Genomic DNA, 18,865 nt, shown 5'->3' with positions numbered 1-18,865 from the left:
GGCGCACCGCGCAAGGCGCGCCATCGCGGATGCTCAGTGCGCGTCGGGGTGGCCGTGCGCGAGCTTCGAATGGCGTCGCGAGTACAGCGCGTAGATCGCGAGGCCGATCACGAGCCAGATGCCGAACGCGGCCCACGTGACGGGCTGCAGGTTCAGCATCAGGAACAGGCACGACGCGACCGCGAGGATCGGCACCACGGGCACGCCCGGGCAGCGGAACGCGCGCGGCAGTTCGGGATGCGTGCGGCGCAGCACGAGCACGGCGATCGACACCATCGAGAACGCCGCGAGCGTGCCGATGTTGATCAGCTCGGCGAGCACGTTGAGCGGCACCAGCGCGGCGATCAGCCCGAAGAACAGGCCGACCAGCCAGGTCGTCAGGAACGGCGTCGCGAAGCGCGGATGCACACGCGACAGCGCCGCCGGCAGCAGGCCGTCGCGCGACATCGCGAAGATGATGCGGGTCTGGCCGTAGCTCATCACGAGGATCACGGTCAGCATGCCGAGCACGGCGCCGAGGTCGATGAAGCCCGCGACCCACTTCTCGCCGGCGATCTGCAGCGCGTACGAGATCGGGTGCGAGATGCTCGCGTACTGCGCGGACGGCACGATGCCGGTCGCGACCGCGGCGACCGTCACGTACAGCACCGCGCACACCGCGAGCGACGCGATGATGCCGATCGGCAGGTCGCGCTTCGGGTTCTTCACTTCCTCGGCCGCCGACGACACCGCGTCGAAGCCGATGAACGCGAAGAACATCACGGCGGCCGCGCCGAACACGCCGCTCCAGCCGTGCGGCATGAACGGCTTCCAGTTCGCGGGCGTCACGTGGAACAGGCCGACCGCGATCACGAGCAGCACGACCGACACCTTGATGAACACCATGATGTTGTTGATGCGGGTCGATTCGCGGATGCCGATCGACAGCAGCGTCGTGATCGCGATCATCACGAGGAACGCGGGCAGGTTGAACCACGTGACGACGCCCGGCACCGCGCCGGGCGCGGCGGTGAGCACGGTCGGCAACGTGAGGCCGAAGCCCTGCAGCAGCGACTGCAGGTAGCCGGACCAGCCGACCGACACGGCCGACGACGCGAGGCCGTACTCGAGCATCAGGTCCCAGCCGATGATCCACGCGACGAGCTCGCCGAGCGTCGCGTACGAATACGTGTAAATCGAGCCGGCGACGGGGATCGTCGACGCGAACTCCGCGTACGACAGCGCGGCGAGGCCGCACGCGATCGCGGCGATCACGAACGACAGCATCAGCGCCGGCCCGGCCTGGACGGCGCCGGTGCCGGTCAGCACGAAGATGCCGGTGCCGATGATCGCGCCGATGCCGAGGAAGGTGAGGTCGATCGCGCCGAGCGCTTTCTTGAGCCCGGCGGCTTGCGCGCCGGCGATCATGCGATCGACGTTTTTCTTGCGGAAGAGAGACATTGCGGATGAATCGCCAGCACGCGCAGGCACGGCGCGCCAACTGAGTGAAAACCGATAATTTTAGCCGATTTGGCGTACAAGCCTCGCTGCGGCGCAGCGGGGCGCCGCGAAATCGTCCGATAAAACAAGCGTTTGTGCGCGGCGCGGCCTGCGCCGCGTCGCGGGATCGGACGAATTCGAGGGGGGCCGGGGATCGGATCAGGCGCCGGCCGTGGGCGCCATGTCGACGAGCCGGTTGCTCATCACGTAGAACGTGAGTTCCGCGTTGTTCGACAGCCGCATCTTCTCGAGCAGCCGCGACCGGTACACGCTCACCGTCTTCACCGACAGCGACAGCGTGTTCGCGATATCGGTGAGCCGCTTGCCCGACGCGAGCATGCAGAGCGTCTGGTATTCGCGATCGGACAGCTTCTCGTGCGGCAGCGGTTCGTTCTCGAACGACACGTATTCGGCGAGCGCCTCGGCCATCGCGGGGCTCACGTATTTGCGGCCGGCCGCGACCTGCTGGATCGCGCCGATCATCTGCGCGGCGTTGACCGTCTTCGACAGATAGCCAGCCGCGCCGGCCTTCAGCGCGCGCACCGCGTACTGGTCCTCGCGGTACATCGAGAACATCAGCACCGGCGTGCGCGTCAGCTTGCGCTTGAGCCGCTTGAGCACCTCGATGCCGTTCGTGTCGGGCAGCGAGATGTCGAGCAGGATCACGTCGAATTCCTGCTTGTCGACGGCGGCCATCGCGTCGCCGCCGCTCTCGGCCTCGGTCACGTCGCGTGCGACGCCGCGATCGATCAGCAACTGGCGGATCCCTTGCCGGACGATCGCGTGATCGTCCACGAGCAGGATGTTCAGGCTCATCGCGACCTCACGAAAGCGACGTGCGGCGTGCCGCGCCGGGCACCCCGAGCAGCGAAGCCCACGCGAAGCGCGCGGTGACGCGCGTGCCGCGCCCGGTCGCCGGCGTGGCCGTCTCGAAGCTGCCGCCGAACGCCTCGCAGCGGGCGCGCATGCCGGCCAGGCCGTAGCCGTTGCGGCGGTGCCGGGCGAAACCGGTCCCATCGTCGGCGACACTCAGCGACAGATGCGTGCCGTCGGTGACGATCCGGACGTCGACCGACGTCGCGCGCGCGTGTTTCGCGACGTTCGACAGCGCCTCCTGCGCGACGCGGAACACCGCGAGCGCGCCGGCGCCGGCGAGCTGCGTCAGGCGGGCGTCGGCCGCGCACACGAAGCTCGTGCGCAGGCCGGTGCGCGCCGCATGGGTGTCGATCCACGACGATAGCGCACCGACCATGCCGGCGTCGAGCGCCGGCGCGCCACGCTCGTCGATGAGCCGGCGATTCGCGTCGGTCGCGGCGTCGAGCGCCTGCTGCGCCAGCGCCAGCGCGCGCAGGCAGGCTTCCGGCGCGTCGGCCGGCAGCCATGTTTGAACGTTTGCGAGTGCGAAGCGGGCGGCGGTCAATTCGGCGCCGAGCCCGTCGTGCAGCTCGCCGGCCAAATGGCGGCGGGCCGCTTCGTCGGCGGCGAGAAGCTGGGCGGAAAGTGCCGCGATCCGCGCGGCGGACGCGTCGCGTCCCGACGCTTCGTCGGCGATGGGCGGAGTGGCAGCGCAGCCGGGCATGCGCTGCCGCGACGGGAACGGGGCGTGGGCGCCCAAGGGCGCGTTAAGCGACGTATCCATGACTCTCCCTGCTGTCAGAAAGCGGTTCAGATACCGGCTGGCTGCGTGGGCTGGCTGCCGTTTCGATGACGGTCGCCGCCACGGAATCGCTCCATGCCGAAGTAACAAAAGTTACGTCTTGTAACACTTGCATCCGACCCTTCCACGCTCATCCGCACGGCAACCACGCGCGCCGAATAATATCTCAAAATTTCCGGAAAGATCATGTCAGGCGGTCATTTAAGGGTAAATGTGAATAATCGGAATGAAGGTGTTGTAGGAAAAACACTGACGCCCGAGCACCCTGCGATGACGTATCAAAATGTAACTATTTGAGATGGAATGGTCCCAGTTTGTTACGAATTCGCCAAGTAGGGACGAAAAAAAACCGGAGCTTTCGCTCCGGTTCTTGATGACGCGCAAATTGGGGGATCGATCAGTCCACGAACGCGCGCTCGATCACGTAATGGCCCGGCGCGCTGTTCTTGCCTTCGACGAGGCCAGCCTGCTTCAGCAGCTCGGTCGTGTCCTTCAGCATCGCGGTGCTGCCGCACAGCATCACGCGGTCGTTTTCCGGCGAGAACGCCGGCACGCCGAGATCCGTGAACAGCTTGCCCGTCGCGATCAGGTCGGTGATCCGGCCTTCGTTGTCGAACGCTTCGCGCGTGACCGTCGGGTAGTAGACGAGCTTTTCCTTGATGATGTCGCCCAGGTACTCGTGGCCCGGCAGGTCGTGCTTGATGTAGTCCATGTACGCGAGCTCGCCCTTCAGGCGGCACGTGTGGGTCAGGATCACCTTGTCGAAGCGGTCGTAGATGTCCGGATCGCGGATGATCGACATGAACGGCGCGAGGCCCGTGCCCGTCGACAGCATCCACAGCGTCTTGCCCGGCAGCAGGTTGTCGGCCACCAGCGTGCCCGTCGGCTTCTTGCCGATCAGCACCTTGTCGCCCACCTTCAGATGTTGCAGGCGCGACGTCAGCGGGCCGTTCTGCACCTTGATGCTGAAGAATTCGAGATGCTCTTCGTAGTTCGGGCTGACGATCGAGTAGGCGCGCGCGAGCGGCTTGCCGTCGACTTCGAGGCCGACCATCGTGAATTCGCCGTTGTTGAAGCGCAGGCTCGGCTCGCGGGTGCAGGTGAAGCTGAAAAGCGTGTCGGTCCAGTGATGGACGGATTGGACGGTGGCGGTGTCGTATTTGCTCATGGCTTTGAAAACGGACGCGCGTAGCGGACGCGTGTAACGGGCCCAAAAACGGGCAAAAAACCGAGTGCGTCGGCCCGATCGCGGATCGGCCGGCCGGCGCGTCGGACACGCGCCTTCTCGATGACAGACGTTTGAGGAACTCGTTATTTTACCCTGTTGACGCGGATCGCGGGCTTGACCCCCGCGGCCGCGCGGATTTGGCGCAACATATCCTTTCAACCAACTTTCACCGGTCGGCCGCCCGTTTCGCGCCGAGGCCGACGCGTTCCGGCGGCGCGGCGGCCGGCAACGCGCCCGACCGGGCGACTTACTGCGGATCGAGGCGCAGGCGCGCGATGTACGGCAGGTGGTCCGACAGCCACGCGGCCTCGCCGGACGGCGCGCGCCATTCGAGCGGCGTCAGGCCGCGCACGAACATCTTGTCGAGCGCGAGCGCCGGCGAGAACGCCGGGAACGTGCGGCCCGATTCGCCGAGCAGCGTCGCGACCTCGGACAGCCCGATCTCGCCGAACAGCGCGACCGAATCGTTGCGCCAGTCGTTGAAGTCGCCGGCGAGCATCAGCGGGCCGTCGCCCGCGTTGCGCACGATCCAGTGCGCGATCCAGTGCATCTGGCGCAGCCGCGCGGCGCGCGTGAGCGCGAGATGCGCGCACAGCAGCGTGACCGGGCGTGCGCCCGCGAGCGTCGCGCGCGCGACCAGCAGCCCGCGCCGCTCGAAGCGGTGCGCGGAGATGTCCCAGCGGCCGCCGAGGTCGAGCGGATGCGGCGACAGGATCGCGTTGCCGTGCCGCCACGACGGCTTGAACACGTTGGGCCCTAGCGCGATCTGCCAGTCGAGCGCCTGCGCGATCTCGGTGGCCTGGCAATGCCATACATCGTCGACCGCGTCGTCCATCGGCGCGCCGAAGCCGGGGGCGAGCATCGGGCGCGGCATGCGGCGCGCCATCGCTTCCTGCAGGAAATACACGTCGGCGTGCGTCGACTGCATCCAGTCGCGCATCGCGTTCCACGCGGTGAAGCCGAGCGGCGAGCGGCCCTTGTGCAGGTTCCAGCTGACGGCGGTGATTTCGTCGGGCGCGGCGTGCGGTTCGGCGAACGGCAGCGAGAGGGCGTCGGCGGCCATGACGCTCAGTCCTTCGCGACGTGCGCGCGCACGCGGTAGACGAGATGCGGATGCTGCTCCACGAGCGTCCAGTCGGTCCAGGCGTCGCCGCCGACCGACAGGCCGGGGTGGCTCGCGACGATTTGCCGCGGCGACGCGGGCAGGCACGGATCGCCGCGCGCGCTTTCGTCGTCGAGCGTTTCCTGCACGTCGAGCCCGAGCGACACGGTGTTCGCGCTGGCGTCGACGGCGAGCGGGGCGACCGTCACCGAGCGCGAGCGCTCGGTCGGCACGACGCGCGCGGCATTGCCGCAGCCCACCGGCACGGCGGCCGGATAGCGATGAGTATCGGTGCGGGACTGGCCCACGGTGGTGTTTTGCTGGAACGTGTCGATCGTCTGACCGTCGCGCACCACCTGGATTTCCCATGCGACGACGGCCGGCGCGGGGCTCTGCGCATGGGCGGCGAGCACGACGCTCGCAAGCAGGACGGCCAGGCCGTGTTTCAGCATGAAACGTCTCCGGAAACGCGGGATAGCGGGGAACGGACGCACATCTTACGCCCGATCGATTTCGGTCGCGATGTGACGGGACGCGCCGCGGCAGGTTCGCAGCACGATGCGGTCCTGCTCGACAGGTAAGGCCGCGTCATGCGTTTTCAAGCAAAAAAGCGCGTGAATTCGGCGACGCTCGCGCGCTCGGTGACGAGACGGTTCTCGATCGCGTCGGGGTCGGCATGGCCGAGCGCCATCCCGCAGACGAACTGTTCGTTCGGCGGAATGCCGAGGTGGTCGGCGACGATCCGGTGAAACGGCACGAACGCGGCCTGCGGGCAGGTATCGAGGCCGCGGGCGCGCGCGGCCGTCATCACGCCTTGCAGGAACATCCCGCAATCGAGCCACGCGCCGTGTGTCATGACCCGGTCCAGCGTGAAGAACAGCGCGACCGGCGCATCGAAGAAACGGAAATTGCGCGCGTGCTGCGCGTGCATGCGCGCCTTCTCGTCGCGGCGGATGTTCAACAGGCCGTACAGATCCCAGCCGACCTTGCGGCGCCGGTCGATGTACGGCGACACCCATTCGCGCGGGTAGTAGTCGTATTCGGCGACGTATTTCTCGTCGCGCGCCGGATCGTCGTAGGCCGCGGTGAGCGCGGCGGCGAGTGCGTCGCGCGTGGCGCCCGTCGCGACGTACACGCGCCATGGCTGGATGTTGGTGCCCGACGGCGCGCGGCTCGCGGCTTCGAGGATCGCCTCGATCGTCTCGCGCGGCACGGGCGTCGGCAGGAACGCACGGACCGAACGACGCGACTTGAGCGCGGCGTCGACGGAACGGATCGCGTCGGCGTCGACGCGCGGAGAAGCAGCGGGGATGGACATCGGCAACCCTTCGGGCGAGGCGTCGGGCGAGGTGCGCGGCAGCGTGTGCGCGGCGCGCGGGCGCCATCGGCGAGCCCGGCGCGAGCCTCGTGGACTTTCGATCATACGCCGCGGCGCGCGGCCATGCAGCGTGCGCGCGCTGTTAGCAGCAGACGCGCCCGGCTGCTTGCTTGCATGGCGATGCGGGATCGCTACACTGAAATCGTAAGGGTCTGATGAGTATGTGACGGCAAGTGCAGCGAGGTAGGTATGACGACGGCGATGGTGAAACAGGAACTGGCGGTGGCGTCCTTCAGCACGGTGTACGACCTCGAGCAGGTCGAGACGGCGCTGGGCGACCTGAACGAGAGCGCAAGCGACGCACTGCGCTCGACCTACGAGAAGATGCTCAAGACGGGGAATCTGCGCTTCTGCGTGAAGCCGAACCGGATGCCGTCGTTCGACGCGCTCGGCGAAGCGTTGCCGAATTTCGGCGAGCCGCTCGACGACGTACGCAAGCAGATCGCGCTGTGTCTCGAAACGGACGACCGGCTCGAACTGATGCCGATCCTGCTGCTCGGGCCGCCCGGGATCGGCAAGACGCATTTCGCGAAGGCGCTCGCGCAACTGCTCGGCACCGCGTACCACTACGTGCCGATGAGTTCGCTGACGGCGGGCTGGATCCTGTCGGGCGCATCGTCGCAATGGAAGAACGCGAAGCCCGGCAAGGTGTTCGACGCGCTCGTGAACGGCAGCTACGCGAACCCGGTGATCGCGGTCGACGAGATCGACAAGGCCGGCAGCGATGCGCAATACGATCCGCTCGGCGCGCTGTATGCGTTGCTCGAGCACGACACCGCGCGCGCGTTCGTCGACGAATTCGCGGAAGTGCCGATCAACGCGGGCAACGTGATCTGGATCGCGACCGCGAACGACGCGCACGCGATTCCCGAGCCGCTGCTCAACCGGATGAACGTGTACGAGATCGCGCCGCCCGATGCGGCCGGCGCGCGACGGATCGCGCAGACGATCTACGACGAGATCCGGACGTCGCATGCGTGGGGGCGGCGCTTTCCCGATACGCTCGGCGACGACGCGCTCGACGTGCTGGCCGCGACGCCGCCGCGCACGATGCGCCGCGCGCTGCTGCACGCGTTCGGCGCCGCGCGGCTCGACGGCCGCGACGCGATCGCGCCGGCCGACATCCGCGCCGACGAAGGCGCGGCGAAGCGCCGGCCGATCGGCTTCTGACGCGGGCACGCGCGCACGGCTGCGGCGTGCGCGCGTGGCGCGGGGTGCGCGGTCGGCCGCAGCGTCGCGACACGATGTGCGCGCGTTCGGCAAGCGGGCGAACCGGGACGTACAATTCTTCCCTCTCCCTTCGATGCGCGAGCAGCGCGAAAAGCCATGGAGCAGACGGATTGTGTCGTGATCGGCGCGGGTGTCGTCGGTCTGGCGATCGCGCGCGAACTCGCCGCGCGCGGGCGTGAAACGATCGTGCTCGAGGCGGCCGACGCGATCGGCACGAGCACGAGTTCGCGCAACAGCGAGGTGATTCACGCGGGGCTCTACTATCCGCGCGGTTCGCTGAAGGCGGTGACGTGCGTGCACGGGCGCGACCTGCTGTACGAATTCTGCGACACCCATCACGTGCCGCACCGGCGCACGGGCAAGCTGCTCGTGGCGACCAGTGCCGCGCAGGTTAAGCAGTTGAAGGCGATCGCCGCGCGCGCGGCCGAAAACGGCGTGCTCGACCTGCTGCCGCTCACGCGTGCCGAGGCGCAGACGCTCGAGCCCGCGCTCGAATGCGTGGAGGCGCTGTTCTCGCCGTCGACGGGTATCGTCGACAGCCACCAGCTGATGCTCGCGCTGCTCGGCGATGCGGAACGCGACGGCGCCGTGTGCGCGCTGCAATCGCCGGTCGAAGCGATCGACGTGCTGCGCGGCGGGCGCTTCATCGTGCGCACCGGCGGCGCCGCGCCGACCGAGATCGACGCCGCCTGCGTGATCAATAGCGCGGGCCTCGGCGCGCAGGCGCTCGCACGCCGCACGCGCGGCCTCGACCCGCGCTGGGTGCCGCCGCTCTATCTCGCGCGCGGCAATTATTTCAGCCTGTCGCGTCGTGCGCCGTTCTCGCACCTGATCTATCCGATGCCCGATCGCGCGGGGCTCGGCGTGCACCTGACGCTCGATCTCGGCGGGCAGGCGCGCTTCGGCCCGGACGTCGAGTGGTGCGATGCGTTGCGCTACGACGTCGATCCGGCGCGCGCGGGCGCGTTCTACGCGTCGATTCGCGCATTCTGGCCGGGCCTGCCCGACGATGCGCTGCAGCCGGCGTACGCGGGCATCCGGCCGAAGGTCGCGGGGCCCGGCGAGCCGCCGGCCGACTTCATCGTGCAGGGCGCCGCGCAGCACGGCGTGCGCGGGCTCGTGAACCTGTTCGGCATCGAGTCGCCGGGGCTCACCGCCGCGCTCGCGCTCGCGCAGCGCGTCGGCGACATGGTGTCGCGCGCGTGACGCACGGCCCGCCGCCGCGCGGGCCGGCCGGACGAGCCCGTGTGAAATCCCTTATCTCCGGCATTTCGGCGCGCACATTTATCCGCTTGGGCGTTATTCTGTCGTACGCCGTCGCCAGAACGGCTTTCAAACCGATAACGTTGGAGCGAGTCCCCCATGAAAACATCCCGTCGGAGTTTCCTGATCACGAGCATTGGCGCCGTGTCCGCGCTGGCGCTGTCGCGCGAAGCGCTGGCCGATGCGCCGATGCTGTCGGAAACCGATCCGACCGCGACGGCGCTCGGCTACAAGGCCGATGCCACGAAGGTCGACAAGACGAAGTACCCGAAATACGCAGCGGGCCAGGATTGCGCGGCCTGCATGCTGTATCAGGGCAAGAAGGGCTCGGCTTCGGGCCCGTGCGGCGCGTTCCCCGGCAAGCAGGTGTCGGCGAAGGGCTGGTGCAGCGCGTTCTCGAAGATGGGTTGAGGCCCGGGCGGCATCGTGCGATGCCGCATTGTGGCGAAAACCGCAACACGCTCGCCGTCGTTCGATGGCGGGCGTTTTTTATTGCTTGAAAACGGTTCCGTCGCTTTCTACACTCGCTGCACACCAGCGCGCCGCGGCACGCCGCGCGCCGAACCGCCCGATACGACGTATTCACGAGGACGAGGCACGCATGGCGACGATTGCGAATTCAACGAAAGCGACCCGGCCCGAGCGTGCGCTGAACCGGCGCGCGGTGGTGGCCGCCGTGATCGGCAATGCGCTCGAGTGGTACGACTTCACGGTGTTCGGCTTCATGACGGTCGTGATCGCCGAGCTGTTCTTCCCGACCACCAGCGAATACTCGTCGCTGCTGCTCACCACCGCGACGTTCGGCGTCGCGTTCTTCATGCGCCCGATCGGCGGCATCGTGTTCGGGCTGTACGCGGACCGCGCGGGCCGCAAGGCCGCGCTGTCGCTCGTGATCCTGCTGATGACGGCCGGCATCTTCCTGCTCGCGATCGCGCCGCCCTATGCGGCGATCGGCATCGGCGGGCCGCTCCTGATCGTGCTCGGCCGCCTGCTGCAGGGCTTTTCCGCGGGCGGCGAATTCGGCAGCGCGACGGCGCTGCTGATCGAAGCCGCGCCGTTCTCGAAACGCGGTTTCTACGGCAGCTGGCAGATGGCGAGCCAGGCGGCCGCGCTATTGATCGGCGCGCTCGTCGGCGCGGCCGTCACGCGCGGGCTGTCGCACGACGCGCTGCGCAGCTGGGGCTGGCGCGTGCCGTTCATCCTCGGGCTCGTGATCGGCCCGATCGGCTTCTACATCCGCCGCCATCTCGCGGATTCCGAAGCATTCCTGCATGCGCAGCAAAGCGCGCGCCGCGCGACGCTCGGCGAAGTGTTCACGCGCCACCCGCGCGAGGTGCTGTGCGGGCTCGGCTCGGTGATCGCGCTCACGGTGACGATCTACGTGCTGATCAGCTATCTGCCGACCTTCGCGGTGAAGCAACTGAAGCTGCCTTATGCGGAATCGTTCTACGCGGTGATCGTCGGCAACCTGCTGCTGATGGTGCTGTCGCCGGTCGCCGGCGCGTGGTCGGACCGCATCGGCCGCAAGGGGCTGTCGCTGTGGTCGCTCGTGCTGACGCTCGCGCTGATGTATCCGCTGTTCGCGTGGCTCGACGCGGCGCCGAGCATCGGGCGGCTGATCGCGGTACAGGCCGTGCTGTCGGTGACGCTCGCGGGCTACTACGGACCGTTCGGCGCGATGATCGCCGAGCTGTTCCCGGCCAACGTGCGCTCGACCGGGCTGTCGATCGCGTACAACGTCGCGGTGATGCTGTTCGGCGGCTTCGGCCAGTTCATCGTCACGTGGCTGATCAAGGTCACGGGCACGCCGCTCGCGCCGACCTACTACGTGATGGCGGGGCTCGCGCTGTCGATCGTCGCGGTCGCGTTCGTGCCCGCGCGCAGCGCCGATCTCGATGCGCCGGCGTGACGACGTGACGATTCGAAGACGGTCATCGAATCGTTTCGCAAAACGCAATGATGTGCTGCGGAATGCGGAGGAAACGGGGCGTCGCCCCCTTCGTGTTCGCACCCGAATTGTTTAGTCGTCGAACGAAACATGCCGCGAAATGAACGGAATCGTCGCTCGCGCGCGTTGTCGCATTTTTTACCCACACTAAAAATCGGCAAAAACCCGGCGGGCATCCAGAAGAGTTTTTTCTCCAGCTTGTTGCCGCATCGTTAGCTCAAGTAATATCCGCGTACGCCGGCCCCTGGCGGGGCCGGTTCCGATCTGGAGACCTGGAGGAAACATGGAATACAACCGTCTGTTGCACACCCTGCGTGTTACCGCCATGGCAGGCGTGGCAGCGGCATCGCTCGGCGTCGCGGGCTCTGCATTCGCACAGATCCCGAACAAAACGCTCGTCTACTGCTCAGAAGGCAGCCCGGCGGGTTTCGATTCCGCGCAATTCACGACCGGCGTCGATTTCACCGCCGCCACGTTCACCGTCTACAACCGCCTCGTCGAATTCGAGCGCGGCGGTACGAAGGTCGAGCCCGGCCTCGCCGAGAAGTGGGACGTGTCGTCCGACGGCAAGGTGTACACGTTCCACCTGCGCCATGGCGTGAAGTTCCACACGACCGACTTCTTCAAGCCGACGCGCGAATTCAACGCGGACGACGTCGTGTTCTCGTTCGAGCGCATGCTCGATCCGAACAACGCGTTCCGCAAGGCATACCCGGTGTCGTTCCCGTACTTCACCGACATGGGCCTCGACAAGCTGATCACGAAGATCGAGAAGGTCGACCCGTACACCGTGAAGTTCACGCTGGCCGAGCCGAACGCGCCGTTCATCCAGAACATGGCGATGGAATTCGCGTCGATCCTGTCGGCCGAATACGGCGACCAGTTGATGAAGGCCGGCAAGGCCGCCGACATCAACCAGAAGCCGATCGGCACGGGCCCGTTCATCTTCCGCAGCTACACGAAGGACGCGACGATCCGCTTCGATGGCAATCCTGATTACTGGAAGAAGGGTGCGGTGAAGCTGTCGAAGCTGATCTTCTCGATCACGCCCGATCCGGGCGTGCGCGTGCAGAAGATCAAGCGCAACGAATGCCAGGTGATGAGCTATCCGCGCCCGGCCGACATCGCGACGCTGAAGGCCGATCCGAACGTCGACATGCCGTCGCAGGCCGGCTTCAACCTCGGCTACCTCGCGTACAACGTCGAGCACAAGCCGGTCGACAAGCTCGAAGTGCGTCAGGCGCTCGACATGGCGATCAACAAGAAGGCGATCCTCGAGTCCGTCTACCAGGGCGCCGGCCAGGCCGCGACCGCACCGATGCCGCCGACCCAATGGTCGTACGACAAGAACCTGAAGATGGCCGCGTACGACACCGCGAAGGCGAAGGCGCTGCTCGCGAAGGCGGGCTATCCGAACGGCTTCGAGATCACGCTGTGGGCGATGCCGGTGCAGCGCGCGTACAACCCGAACGCGCGCCTGATGGCCGAAATGATCCAGGCCGACTGGGCGAAGATCGGCGTGAAGGCGAAGATCGTCACGTACGAGTGGGGCGAGTACATCAAGCGCGCGCACGGCGGCGAGCAGGACACGATGCTGATCGGCTGGACGGGCGACAACGGCGATCCGGACAACTGGCTCGGCACGCTGCTCGGCTGCGAGGCGATCAAGGGCAACAACTTCTCGCACTGGTGCTACAAGCCGTTCGACGAGCTGGTCCAGAAGGGCCGCACGACGACGGGCCAGGACGCGCGCACGAAGCTCTACACGCAGGCGCAGCAGATCTTCGCGCAGCAGCTGCCGTTCTCGCCGATCGCGAACTCGACGGTCTATCAGCCGGTGCGCAAGAACGTGGTCGACATGCGTATCGAACCGCTCGGCTATGCCCGTTTCGACGGGGTGAGCGTGAAGTAACGCGCCTGTCGTAAGCTGTCGCGAAGACCGGCTAACTCATCCGGCGGCGGGAGGCCAAAAGCTTCCCGTCGCCGGTCGCACATTTCCCACAAGAAAATACGAGACGCATCATGTTCAGATTCGTGTTGCGCCGCGTGGGGATGGTGATCCCGACCTTCATCGGCATCACCATCCTGGCGTTTGCGCTGATTCACCTGATACCGGGCGACCCCATCGAAGTGATGATGGGCGAGCGCGGCGTCGATCCCGCGATGCACGCAGAGGCGATGAAGCGCCTCGGGCTCGACGAGCCGCTGCCGCTGCAGTACCTCCACTACGTCGGCCGGGCGCTGCATGGCGACCTCGGCATGTCGATCATCACCAACACCAGCGTCGCGGGCGAATTCTTCGCGCGCTTCCCGGCGACCGTCGAACTGTCGCTGTGCGCACTGGTGTTCGCGCTCGTGGTCGGACTGCCGGCCGGCGTGATCGCCGCGCTGCGGCGCGGCTCGGTCATCGATCACGGCGTGATGGGCACCGCGCTCACCGGCTACTCGATGCCGATCTTCTGGTGGGGGCTGATCCTCATCATGGTGTTTTCGTCGTACCTCGGCTGGACGCCCGTGTCGGGGCGCATCGCGGTCGAATACGATTTCCCGCATCCGACCGGCTTCATGCTGATCGACGCGCTGCTCGCGCCGGACGAAGGCTCGTTCAAGTCGGCGGTGAGCCACCTGATCCTGCCCGCGATCGTGCTCGGCACGATCCCGCTCGCGGTGATCGCGCGAATGACGCGCTCGTCGATGCTCGAAGTGCTGCGCGAGGACTACATCCGCACCGCCCGCGCGAAAGGGCTGTCGCCCGTGCGCGTGGTCGTCGTGCATGCGCTGCGCAATGCGCTGATCCCGGTCGTCACCGTGATCGGCCTGCAGATCGGCACGCTGCTTGCCGGCGCCGTGCTGACCGAGACGCTCTTTTCGTGGCCCGGCGTCGGCAAGTGGCTGATCGATGCGATCGGCCGCCGCGATTATCCGGTCGTCCAGGGCGGCATCCTGCTGATCGCGACGCTCGTGATCGTCGTGAACCTGGTCGTCGACCTGCTGTACGGCGTGCTGAATCCGCGCATCCGCCACACGAGGTAATTCCATGAGCAATCTGCAAAATACCCTGCCGAGCGAATCCGCGCCGGCCGGCGGCCGTGCGCTCGCGCTGCGCGAGTTCTGGGCCAATTTCTCGCGCAACCGCGGCGCCGTCGGCGCGGGCATCGTCGTGCTGCTGCTGATCCTGGTCGCGATCCTCGCGCCGCTGATCGCGCCGCACAGCCCGGTCGAGCAATACCGCGACTACGTGAAGATCCCGCCCGCGTGGCTCGCCGGCGGCAACTGGCAATTCATCCTCGGCACCGACGAAGCGGGCCGCGACATCCTTTCGCGGCTGATGTTCGGCGCGCAGATGTCGTTCTGGATCGGCTTCGTGTCGGTCGTGCTCGCGCTGATCCCCGGCATCGTGCTCGGCCTGATCGCCGCGTTCTTCCAGAAGTGGGCCGACACGCCGGTGATGCGGATCATGGACGTGCTGCTCGCGCTGCCGTCGCTGCTGCTCGCGGTCGCGGTCGTCGCGATCATCGGCCCGGGCCTCACCAACACGATGTTCGCGATCGCGATCGTCGCGCTGCCGGCCTACGTGCGCCTCACGCGCGCGTCGGCGCTCGGCGAGCTGCAGAAGGAATACGTGACCGCGTCGCGCGTGGCCGGCGCCGGCACGCTGCGCCTGATGTTCTCGCAGGTGCTGCCGAACTGCACGGCGCCGCTGATCGTGCAGGCAACGCTCGGCTTCTCGTCGGCGATCCTCGACGCGGCCGCGCTCGGCTTCCTCGGCCTCGGCGTGCAGCCGCCGACCGCCGAGTGGGGCGCGATGCTCGCGTCCGCGCGCGACTACATCGACAACGCGTGGTGGATCGTGACGATGCCCGGGCTGTCGATCCTGATTTCGGTGCTCGCGATCAACCTGCTCGGCGACGGGCTGCGCGACGCGCTCGATCCCAAACTGAAGCGGATGGCGTGATATGAAACGACCCCCACACTCTCTTCGTTCGTTGCCCCCCAAGGGGGCGGTCATCCTCCTTGGGGCGGCCCGGCGGAGGATGGCATGACCCAAAATCTACTGACTATCCGCAATCTCGCGGTGAACTTCAACGGCCTGCCCGCGGTCGACCGGATCAACCTGTCTGTCGCGCCGGGCGAGGTGGTGGGCGTCGTCGGCGAATCGGGCTCGGGCAAGAGCGTGACGATGATGGCGCTGATGGGCCTGATCGACGCGCCGGGCAAGGTGACGGCCGACGAGGTCACGTTCGACGGCGTCGACCTGCTGAAGGCGTCGCCGAAGGCGCGCCGCAGGATCGTCGGCAAGGACATCGCGATGGTGTTCCAGGACGCGCTGACGAGCCTGAATCCGAGCTACACGGTCGGCTACCAGATCAAGGAGGTGCTGAAGCTGCACGAAGGCTTGCGCGGCGACGCGCTGCACCGGCGCGCGCTCGAACTGCTCGACCAGGTCGGCATTCCCGATGCGAAGAACCGCATCGCGTCGTTCCCGCATCAGATGTCGGGCGGGATGAACCAGCGCGTGATGATCGCGATGGCGGTCGCGTGCAACCCGAAGCTGCTGATCGCCGACGAGCCGACCACCGCGCTCGACGTGACGATCCAGGCGCAGATCATGGATCTGCTCGTGAAGCTGCAGAAGGAGCGCGGGATGGCGCTCGTGCTGATCTCGCACGATCTGGCGGTGGTATCCGAGGTCGCGCATCGCGTCGCGGTGATGTACGCGGGCGAGATCATCGAGACCAACCGCGTGCCCGACATCTTCCGCGCGCCGCATCATCCGTACACCGAAGCGCTGCTCGCGGCGATTCCCGAGCACAATCAGGGGGCGCGTCGCCTTGCCGCATTGCCGGGCATGGTGCCGGGCCGCGATGATCGCCCGTCCGGCTGCCTGTTCGCGCCGCGCTGCAAGTACGTCGTCGACGATTGCCGCAAGGCGCGGCCGGCGCTCGACACGCTGGTGCCGGGCAACGATGCGATGCGCGCGCGCTGCATCAAGCCGCTCAATCTTTCCACCCTCGATCTGAACGGAGGCGCACGATGAATGCTGTCCACGAAACGCGCCACGCGTCTCGCGACGACGATACGGTGCTGGTCGCCGACGCGCTCGCGAAACACTATTCGGTGAAGCGCGGGATGTTCGGGCAGGGCACGGTGAAGGCGCTGAACGGCGTGTCGTTCTCGCTGAAGCGCGGCAAGACGCTCGCCGTCGTCGGCGAGTCGGGCTGCGGGAAGTCGACGCTCGCGCGCCAGCTCACGATGATCGAGACGCCCACGTCGGGCAGCCTGACGATCGACGGCAAGAACGTGGCCGGCGCGAGCCGCGACACGATCGCCGACCTGCGCCGCCGCGTGCAGATGGTGTTCCAGAACCCGTTCGCGTCGCTCAACCCGCGCAAGACCGTCGAGCAGACGCTCGCCGAGCCGCTCGAGATCAACGCGAACCTGAGCGCCGCCGAGCGCGCCGCCCGCATCGCGCAGATCATGCGCACGGTCGGCCTGCGGCCCGAGCACGCGAAGCGCTATCCGCACATGTTCTCGGGCGGCCAGCGCCAGCGGGTCGCGATCGCGCGCGCGATGATCCTCGATCCGCGCATCGTCGTCGCCGACGAGCCGGTGTCCGCGCTCGACGTGTCGATCCAGGCGCAGATCCTGAACCTGTTCATGGATCTGCAGGAGCAGTTCAAGACGAGCTACGTGTTCATCTCGCACAACCTGTCGGTGGTCGAGCACGTCGCCGACGACGTGATGGTGATGTATTTCGGCAGCGTCGCCGAGCTCGGCGACAAGGCGACGATCTACGCACGGCCGCGCCATCCGTACACGCGGGCGCTGATGTCGGCGACGCCGGCGATCTTCGAGGAAGACCGCCGCGTGCAGATCAAGCTGCAGGGCGAGCTGCCGTCGCCGCTCAATCCGCCGTCGGGCTGCGCGTTTCACCAGCGCTGCCCGTATGCGATCGAGCGGTGCCGTGTAGAGGAGCCGCAATTGCGTGAAGTGGACGGCCGGCGCGTGGCCTGCCATCGCGCTGAGGAGGTCGGGGAGGAGAATGCCTGAAGCGTTGGCGGCGCGCGTGTCCGGCGTGCGCCGTGCGGGGGCCGGCAGCGCGCGCGCGCTGCGCGCGTACCGCTACGCGCGGCGCTGGAGCGTGCGCACCGTCACGGGCGCGGCGCTGGCCGGTGCGTGCGTGGCGGCCAGCGTCGTGGTGCCCGTCGAGCCGGCGCGCGCCGAAGGGCGTGCGCCGGCGACTTCGCCGATTCATCCGTCGCAGGTTCCGCCGCCCGGCATGAGCCTGCCGGGCTTCCACGCGCCGGCCGGAGCGGACGGCACGGTATCGCGCGGCACCGTGCGCGTGCAGCCGGCGCGCATGCCTTTCTACGTCGCGACCAAGGGCAAGGTCACGCTCTACGTGCTCGGCACGCTGCACACGGGCGATCCGTCCGATTACCCGAGCGCGCAGCCATTCCGGCCGCGCATCCTCGCGGCGCTCGCCGCGTCGCCGACGCTCGCGCTCGAACTGTCGCCCGACGACCTGCTCGAATCGCAGGACGACGTGTCGAAGTACGGCGTGTGCCGCTACCCGTGCCTGCAGCGCCTGCTGCCCGAGCCGCTGTGGGAGCGGCTCGCGGCGCGCCTGCGCGGCAATCCGGCCGCGCTCGCCGAGATCCGCAAGATGCGGCCGTGGCTCGCGGCGCTCGTCGTCGAGACCTACGATTCGCTGTCGGCGGGCCTGCAGACCGAATACGGCACCGAGGCGCAACTGCAGAACGTGTTCCTGAAGAAGAAGGGCGGCCGCGTGATCGGACTCGAGACGCTCGCCGAGCAGATGCGCGCGTTCACCGGGCTGACGCTCGCCGAGCAGCGCGAGATGCTCGCGCAGGACATGGTGCAGACGCCCGCGCAGAACGCCGACGACATCAAGGCGCTGCACCGGCTGTGGCGAATTGGCGACGCCGATGCGATCTCCGCATGGGCCGTCGCGAAGAGCGAGCGGCTCGCGCGTTCGAAGGCGCTGTCGGCGTCGCTCGACAACAAGATCGTGTACGAGCGCAACCGGCGCTTCGTTGCACGGATGACGGCAATCGCCGCGCCGAACCGGCCGCTGTTCGTCGCGATCGGCGCGCTGCATCTGGGCGGCCCGCGCGGCGTGCTCGAATTGTTGCGCCAGCAAGGATACCGGGTCGACGCGAACTGATCGCGCCCGCCTGCCCGCATCGATCGTCCCCTGTTTGATCGACGTCGCGCGCACGGCCCACGGCGCCTGCGCGGTGGCGTCGCTCGATAAGGAAAACCCTTGAATCGTCGGAAAATAGCGTTTAAAACGATTGACATCCCGTTCGGCCGATATCTATTCTTCACCCCACAAGTTGAAAAAATGAAAAGAATAGATAAGTTCTACGGGGTAGCAGAAATAAAGCGCGGGGTGAGCGTCGCCGGCACGTGAAGCACGTGCCGGCCGCGGAGAGTCTGCATGCACGGCGGGGCCAATCGTCGTCGAACAACACATGCATGCGGGCCGACTTGCACATAAGCGACGTTCCGTCGTCTGACCGGGGAAGGCAGTGATCGGGCGGCGGCGGACGTTT

Annotated in this window: 17 protein-coding genes; 10 read left to right on the top strand and 7 right to left on the bottom strand. The window is 67.3% G+C overall.

Annotation, left to right across the window (positions count from 1 at the left end; translation table 11 throughout):
* Positions 1-33 precede the first annotated feature (33 nt).
* The 7 genes from WS54_RS29005 to WS54_RS28975 form a co-directional block, all read right to left on the bottom strand.
* Positions 34-1,440 carry an amino acid permease gene (locus WS54_RS29005; protein ID WP_059780780.1) on the bottom strand — a complete coding sequence of 469 codons (1,407 nt, stop codon included), beginning with the start codon at positions 1,438-1,440 and terminating at the stop codon, positions 34-36.
* 198 nt (positions 1,441-1,638) lie between these two features.
* Positions 1,639-2,295, bottom strand: a complete 657-nt coding sequence (rqpR, locus tag WS54_RS29000; protein WP_034208638.1) for a response regulator transcription factor RqpR — start codon at positions 2,293-2,295, stop codon at positions 1,639-1,641.
* Positions 2,296-2,302: 7 nt separating this feature from the next.
* Positions 2,303-3,118: a quorum system sensor histidine kinase RqpS gene (gene rqpS / locus WS54_RS28995; RefSeq protein ID WP_059780781.1), complete on the bottom strand. Its 816-nt coding sequence runs from the start codon at positions 3,116-3,118 to the stop codon at positions 2,303-2,305.
* A 415-nt stretch (positions 3,119-3,533) separates the two neighbouring features.
* Positions 3,534-4,304, bottom strand: a complete 771-nt coding sequence (locus tag WS54_RS28990) for a ferredoxin--NADP reductase (RefSeq protein ID WP_059780782.1) — start codon at positions 4,302-4,304, stop codon at positions 3,534-3,536.
* A gap of 307 nt (positions 4,305-4,611) precedes the next feature.
* Entirely contained in the window at positions 4,612-5,427 is an 816-nt protein-coding gene (locus WS54_RS28985; protein ID WP_059780783.1) for an endonuclease/exonuclease/phosphatase family protein, read from the bottom strand.
* A 5-nt stretch (positions 5,428-5,432) separates the two neighbouring features.
* Entirely contained in the window at positions 5,433-5,918 is a 486-nt protein-coding gene (locus tag WS54_RS28980) for a hypothetical protein (RefSeq protein ID WP_059780784.1), read from the bottom strand.
* 146 nt (positions 5,919-6,064) lie between these two features.
* On the bottom strand, positions 6,065-6,784 hold the full coding sequence (locus tag WS54_RS28975; RefSeq protein WP_034208633.1) for a nitroreductase: 720 nt from the start codon (positions 6,782-6,784) through the stop codon (positions 6,065-6,067).
* Positions 6,785-7,033: 249 nt separating this feature from the next.
* On the opposite strand from WS54_RS28975, the gene WS54_RS28970 reads away from it, so the two are divergent.
* The 10 genes from WS54_RS28970 to WS54_RS28925 all read left to right on the top strand — a co-directional run bounded on the left by WS54_RS28970 (position 7,034) and on the right by WS54_RS28925 (position 18,474).
* Positions 7,034-8,014, top strand: coding sequence for an AAA family ATPase (locus WS54_RS28970; protein WP_034208632.1), 981 nt, complete (start codon positions 7,034-7,036; stop codon positions 8,012-8,014).
* Positions 8,015-8,170: 156 nt separating this feature from the next.
* Positions 8,171-9,280, top strand: coding sequence for an NAD(P)/FAD-dependent oxidoreductase (locus WS54_RS28965; protein ID WP_059780785.1), 1,110 nt, complete (start codon positions 8,171-8,173; stop codon positions 9,278-9,280).
* A gap of 156 nt (positions 9,281-9,436) precedes the next feature.
* Positions 9,437-9,748: a high-potential iron-sulfur protein gene (locus WS54_RS28960; protein WP_059780786.1), complete on the top strand. Its 312-nt coding sequence runs from the start codon at positions 9,437-9,439 to the stop codon at positions 9,746-9,748.
* A 190-nt stretch (positions 9,749-9,938) separates the two neighbouring features.
* On the top strand, positions 9,939-11,246 hold the full coding sequence (locus WS54_RS28955) for an MFS transporter (protein WP_034208629.1): 1,308 nt from the start codon (positions 9,939-9,941) through the stop codon (positions 11,244-11,246).
* A 322-nt stretch (positions 11,247-11,568) separates the two neighbouring features.
* Complete coding sequence (locus WS54_RS28950; RefSeq protein WP_034208628.1) at positions 11,569-13,197, top strand: ABC transporter substrate-binding protein; 1,629 nt, start codon at positions 11,569-11,571, stop codon at positions 13,195-13,197.
* A gap of 110 nt (positions 13,198-13,307) precedes the next feature.
* Entirely contained in the window at positions 13,308-14,318 is a 1,011-nt protein-coding gene (locus WS54_RS28945) for an ABC transporter permease subunit (RefSeq protein WP_034208627.1), read from the top strand.
* A gap of 4 nt (positions 14,319-14,322) precedes the next feature.
* Positions 14,323-15,240, top strand: coding sequence for an ABC transporter permease subunit (locus WS54_RS28940; RefSeq protein ID WP_059780787.1), 918 nt, complete (start codon positions 14,323-14,325; stop codon positions 15,238-15,240).
* An 84-nt stretch (positions 15,241-15,324) separates the two neighbouring features.
* A complete protein-coding gene (locus WS54_RS28935) occupies positions 15,325-16,323 on the top strand; it encodes an ABC transporter ATP-binding protein (protein WP_059780788.1) in 999 nt (332 codons plus the stop codon).
* On the top strand, positions 16,320-17,336 hold the full coding sequence (locus tag WS54_RS28930) for a peptide ABC transporter ATP-binding protein (protein ID WP_059780789.1): 1,017 nt from the start codon (positions 16,320-16,322) through the stop codon (positions 17,334-17,336). The genes WS54_RS28935 and WS54_RS28930 overlap by 4 nt, the downstream gene beginning before the upstream one ends.
* Entirely contained in the window at positions 17,329-18,474 is a 1,146-nt protein-coding gene (locus tag WS54_RS28925) for a TraB/GumN family protein (RefSeq protein ID WP_059780790.1), read from the top strand. The genes WS54_RS28930 and WS54_RS28925 overlap by 8 nt, the downstream gene beginning before the upstream one ends.
* Positions 18,475-18,865: the final 391 nt, after the last annotated feature.

The organism is Burkholderia sp. NRF60-BP8 (genome assembly GCF_001522585.2).
Lineage (GTDB): Bacteria > Pseudomonadota > Gammaproteobacteria > Burkholderiales > Burkholderiaceae > Burkholderia.
Note: the sequence above shows the minus strand (reverse complement) of the source record. Positions and strands in the feature narration are given on the sequence as shown.

Bases quoted from the DNA above. Each gene is read 5' to 3' on its own strand.
- WS54_RS28975 (WP_034208633.1), bottom strand. From the start codon at position 6,784: ATGTCCATCCCCGCTGCTTCTCCGCGCGTCGACGCCGACGCGATCCGT.
- WS54_RS28960 (WP_059780786.1), top strand. From the start codon at position 9,437: ATGAAAACATCCCGTCGGAGTTTCCTGATCACGAGCATTGGCGCCGTG.
- WS54_RS28970 (WP_034208632.1), top strand. From the start codon at position 7,034: ATGACGACGGCGATGGTGAAACAGGAACTGGCGGTGGCGTCCTTCAGC.
- WS54_RS28945 (WP_034208627.1), top strand. From the start codon at position 13,308: ATGTTCAGATTCGTGTTGCGCCGCGTGGGGATGGTGATCCCGACCTTC.
- WS54_RS28990 (WP_059780782.1), bottom strand. From the start codon at position 4,304: ATGAGCAAATACGACACCGCCACCGTCCAATCCGTCCATCACTGGACC.
- rqpR (WP_034208638.1), bottom strand. From the start codon at position 2,295: ATGAGCCTGAACATCCTGCTCGTGGACGATCACGCGATCGTCCGGCAA.
- WS54_RS29005 (WP_059780780.1), bottom strand. From the start codon at position 1,440: ATGTCTCTCTTCCGCAAGAAAAACGTCGATCGCATGATCGCCGGCGCG.
- WS54_RS28985 (WP_059780783.1), bottom strand. From the start codon at position 5,427: ATGGCCGCCGACGCCCTCTCGCTGCCGTTCGCCGAACCGCACGCCGCG.
- WS54_RS28950 (WP_034208628.1), top strand. From the start codon at position 11,569: ATGGAATACAACCGTCTGTTGCACACCCTGCGTGTTACCGCCATGGCA.
- WS54_RS28955 (WP_034208629.1), top strand. From the start codon at position 9,939: ATGGCGACGATTGCGAATTCAACGAAAGCGACCCGGCCCGAGCGTGCG.
- WS54_RS28980 (WP_059780784.1), bottom strand. From the start codon at position 5,918: ATGCTGAAACACGGCCTGGCCGTCCTGCTTGCGAGCGTCGTGCTCGCC.
- WS54_RS28935 (WP_059780788.1), top strand. From the start codon at position 15,325: ATGACCCAAAATCTACTGACTATCCGCAATCTCGCGGTGAACTTCAAC.
- WS54_RS28930 (WP_059780789.1), top strand. From the start codon at position 16,320: ATGAATGCTGTCCACGAAACGCGCCACGCGTCTCGCGACGACGATACG.
- rqpS (WP_059780781.1), bottom strand. From the start codon at position 3,118: ATGGATACGTCGCTTAACGCGCCCTTGGGCGCCCACGCCCCGTTCCCG.
- WS54_RS28965 (WP_059780785.1), top strand. From the start codon at position 8,171: ATGGAGCAGACGGATTGTGTCGTGATCGGCGCGGGTGTCGTCGGTCTG.
- WS54_RS28925 (WP_059780790.1), top strand. From the start codon at position 17,329: ATGCCTGAAGCGTTGGCGGCGCGCGTGTCCGGCGTGCGCCGTGCGGGG.
- WS54_RS28940 (WP_059780787.1), top strand. From the start codon at position 14,323: ATGAGCAATCTGCAAAATACCCTGCCGAGCGAATCCGCGCCGGCCGGC.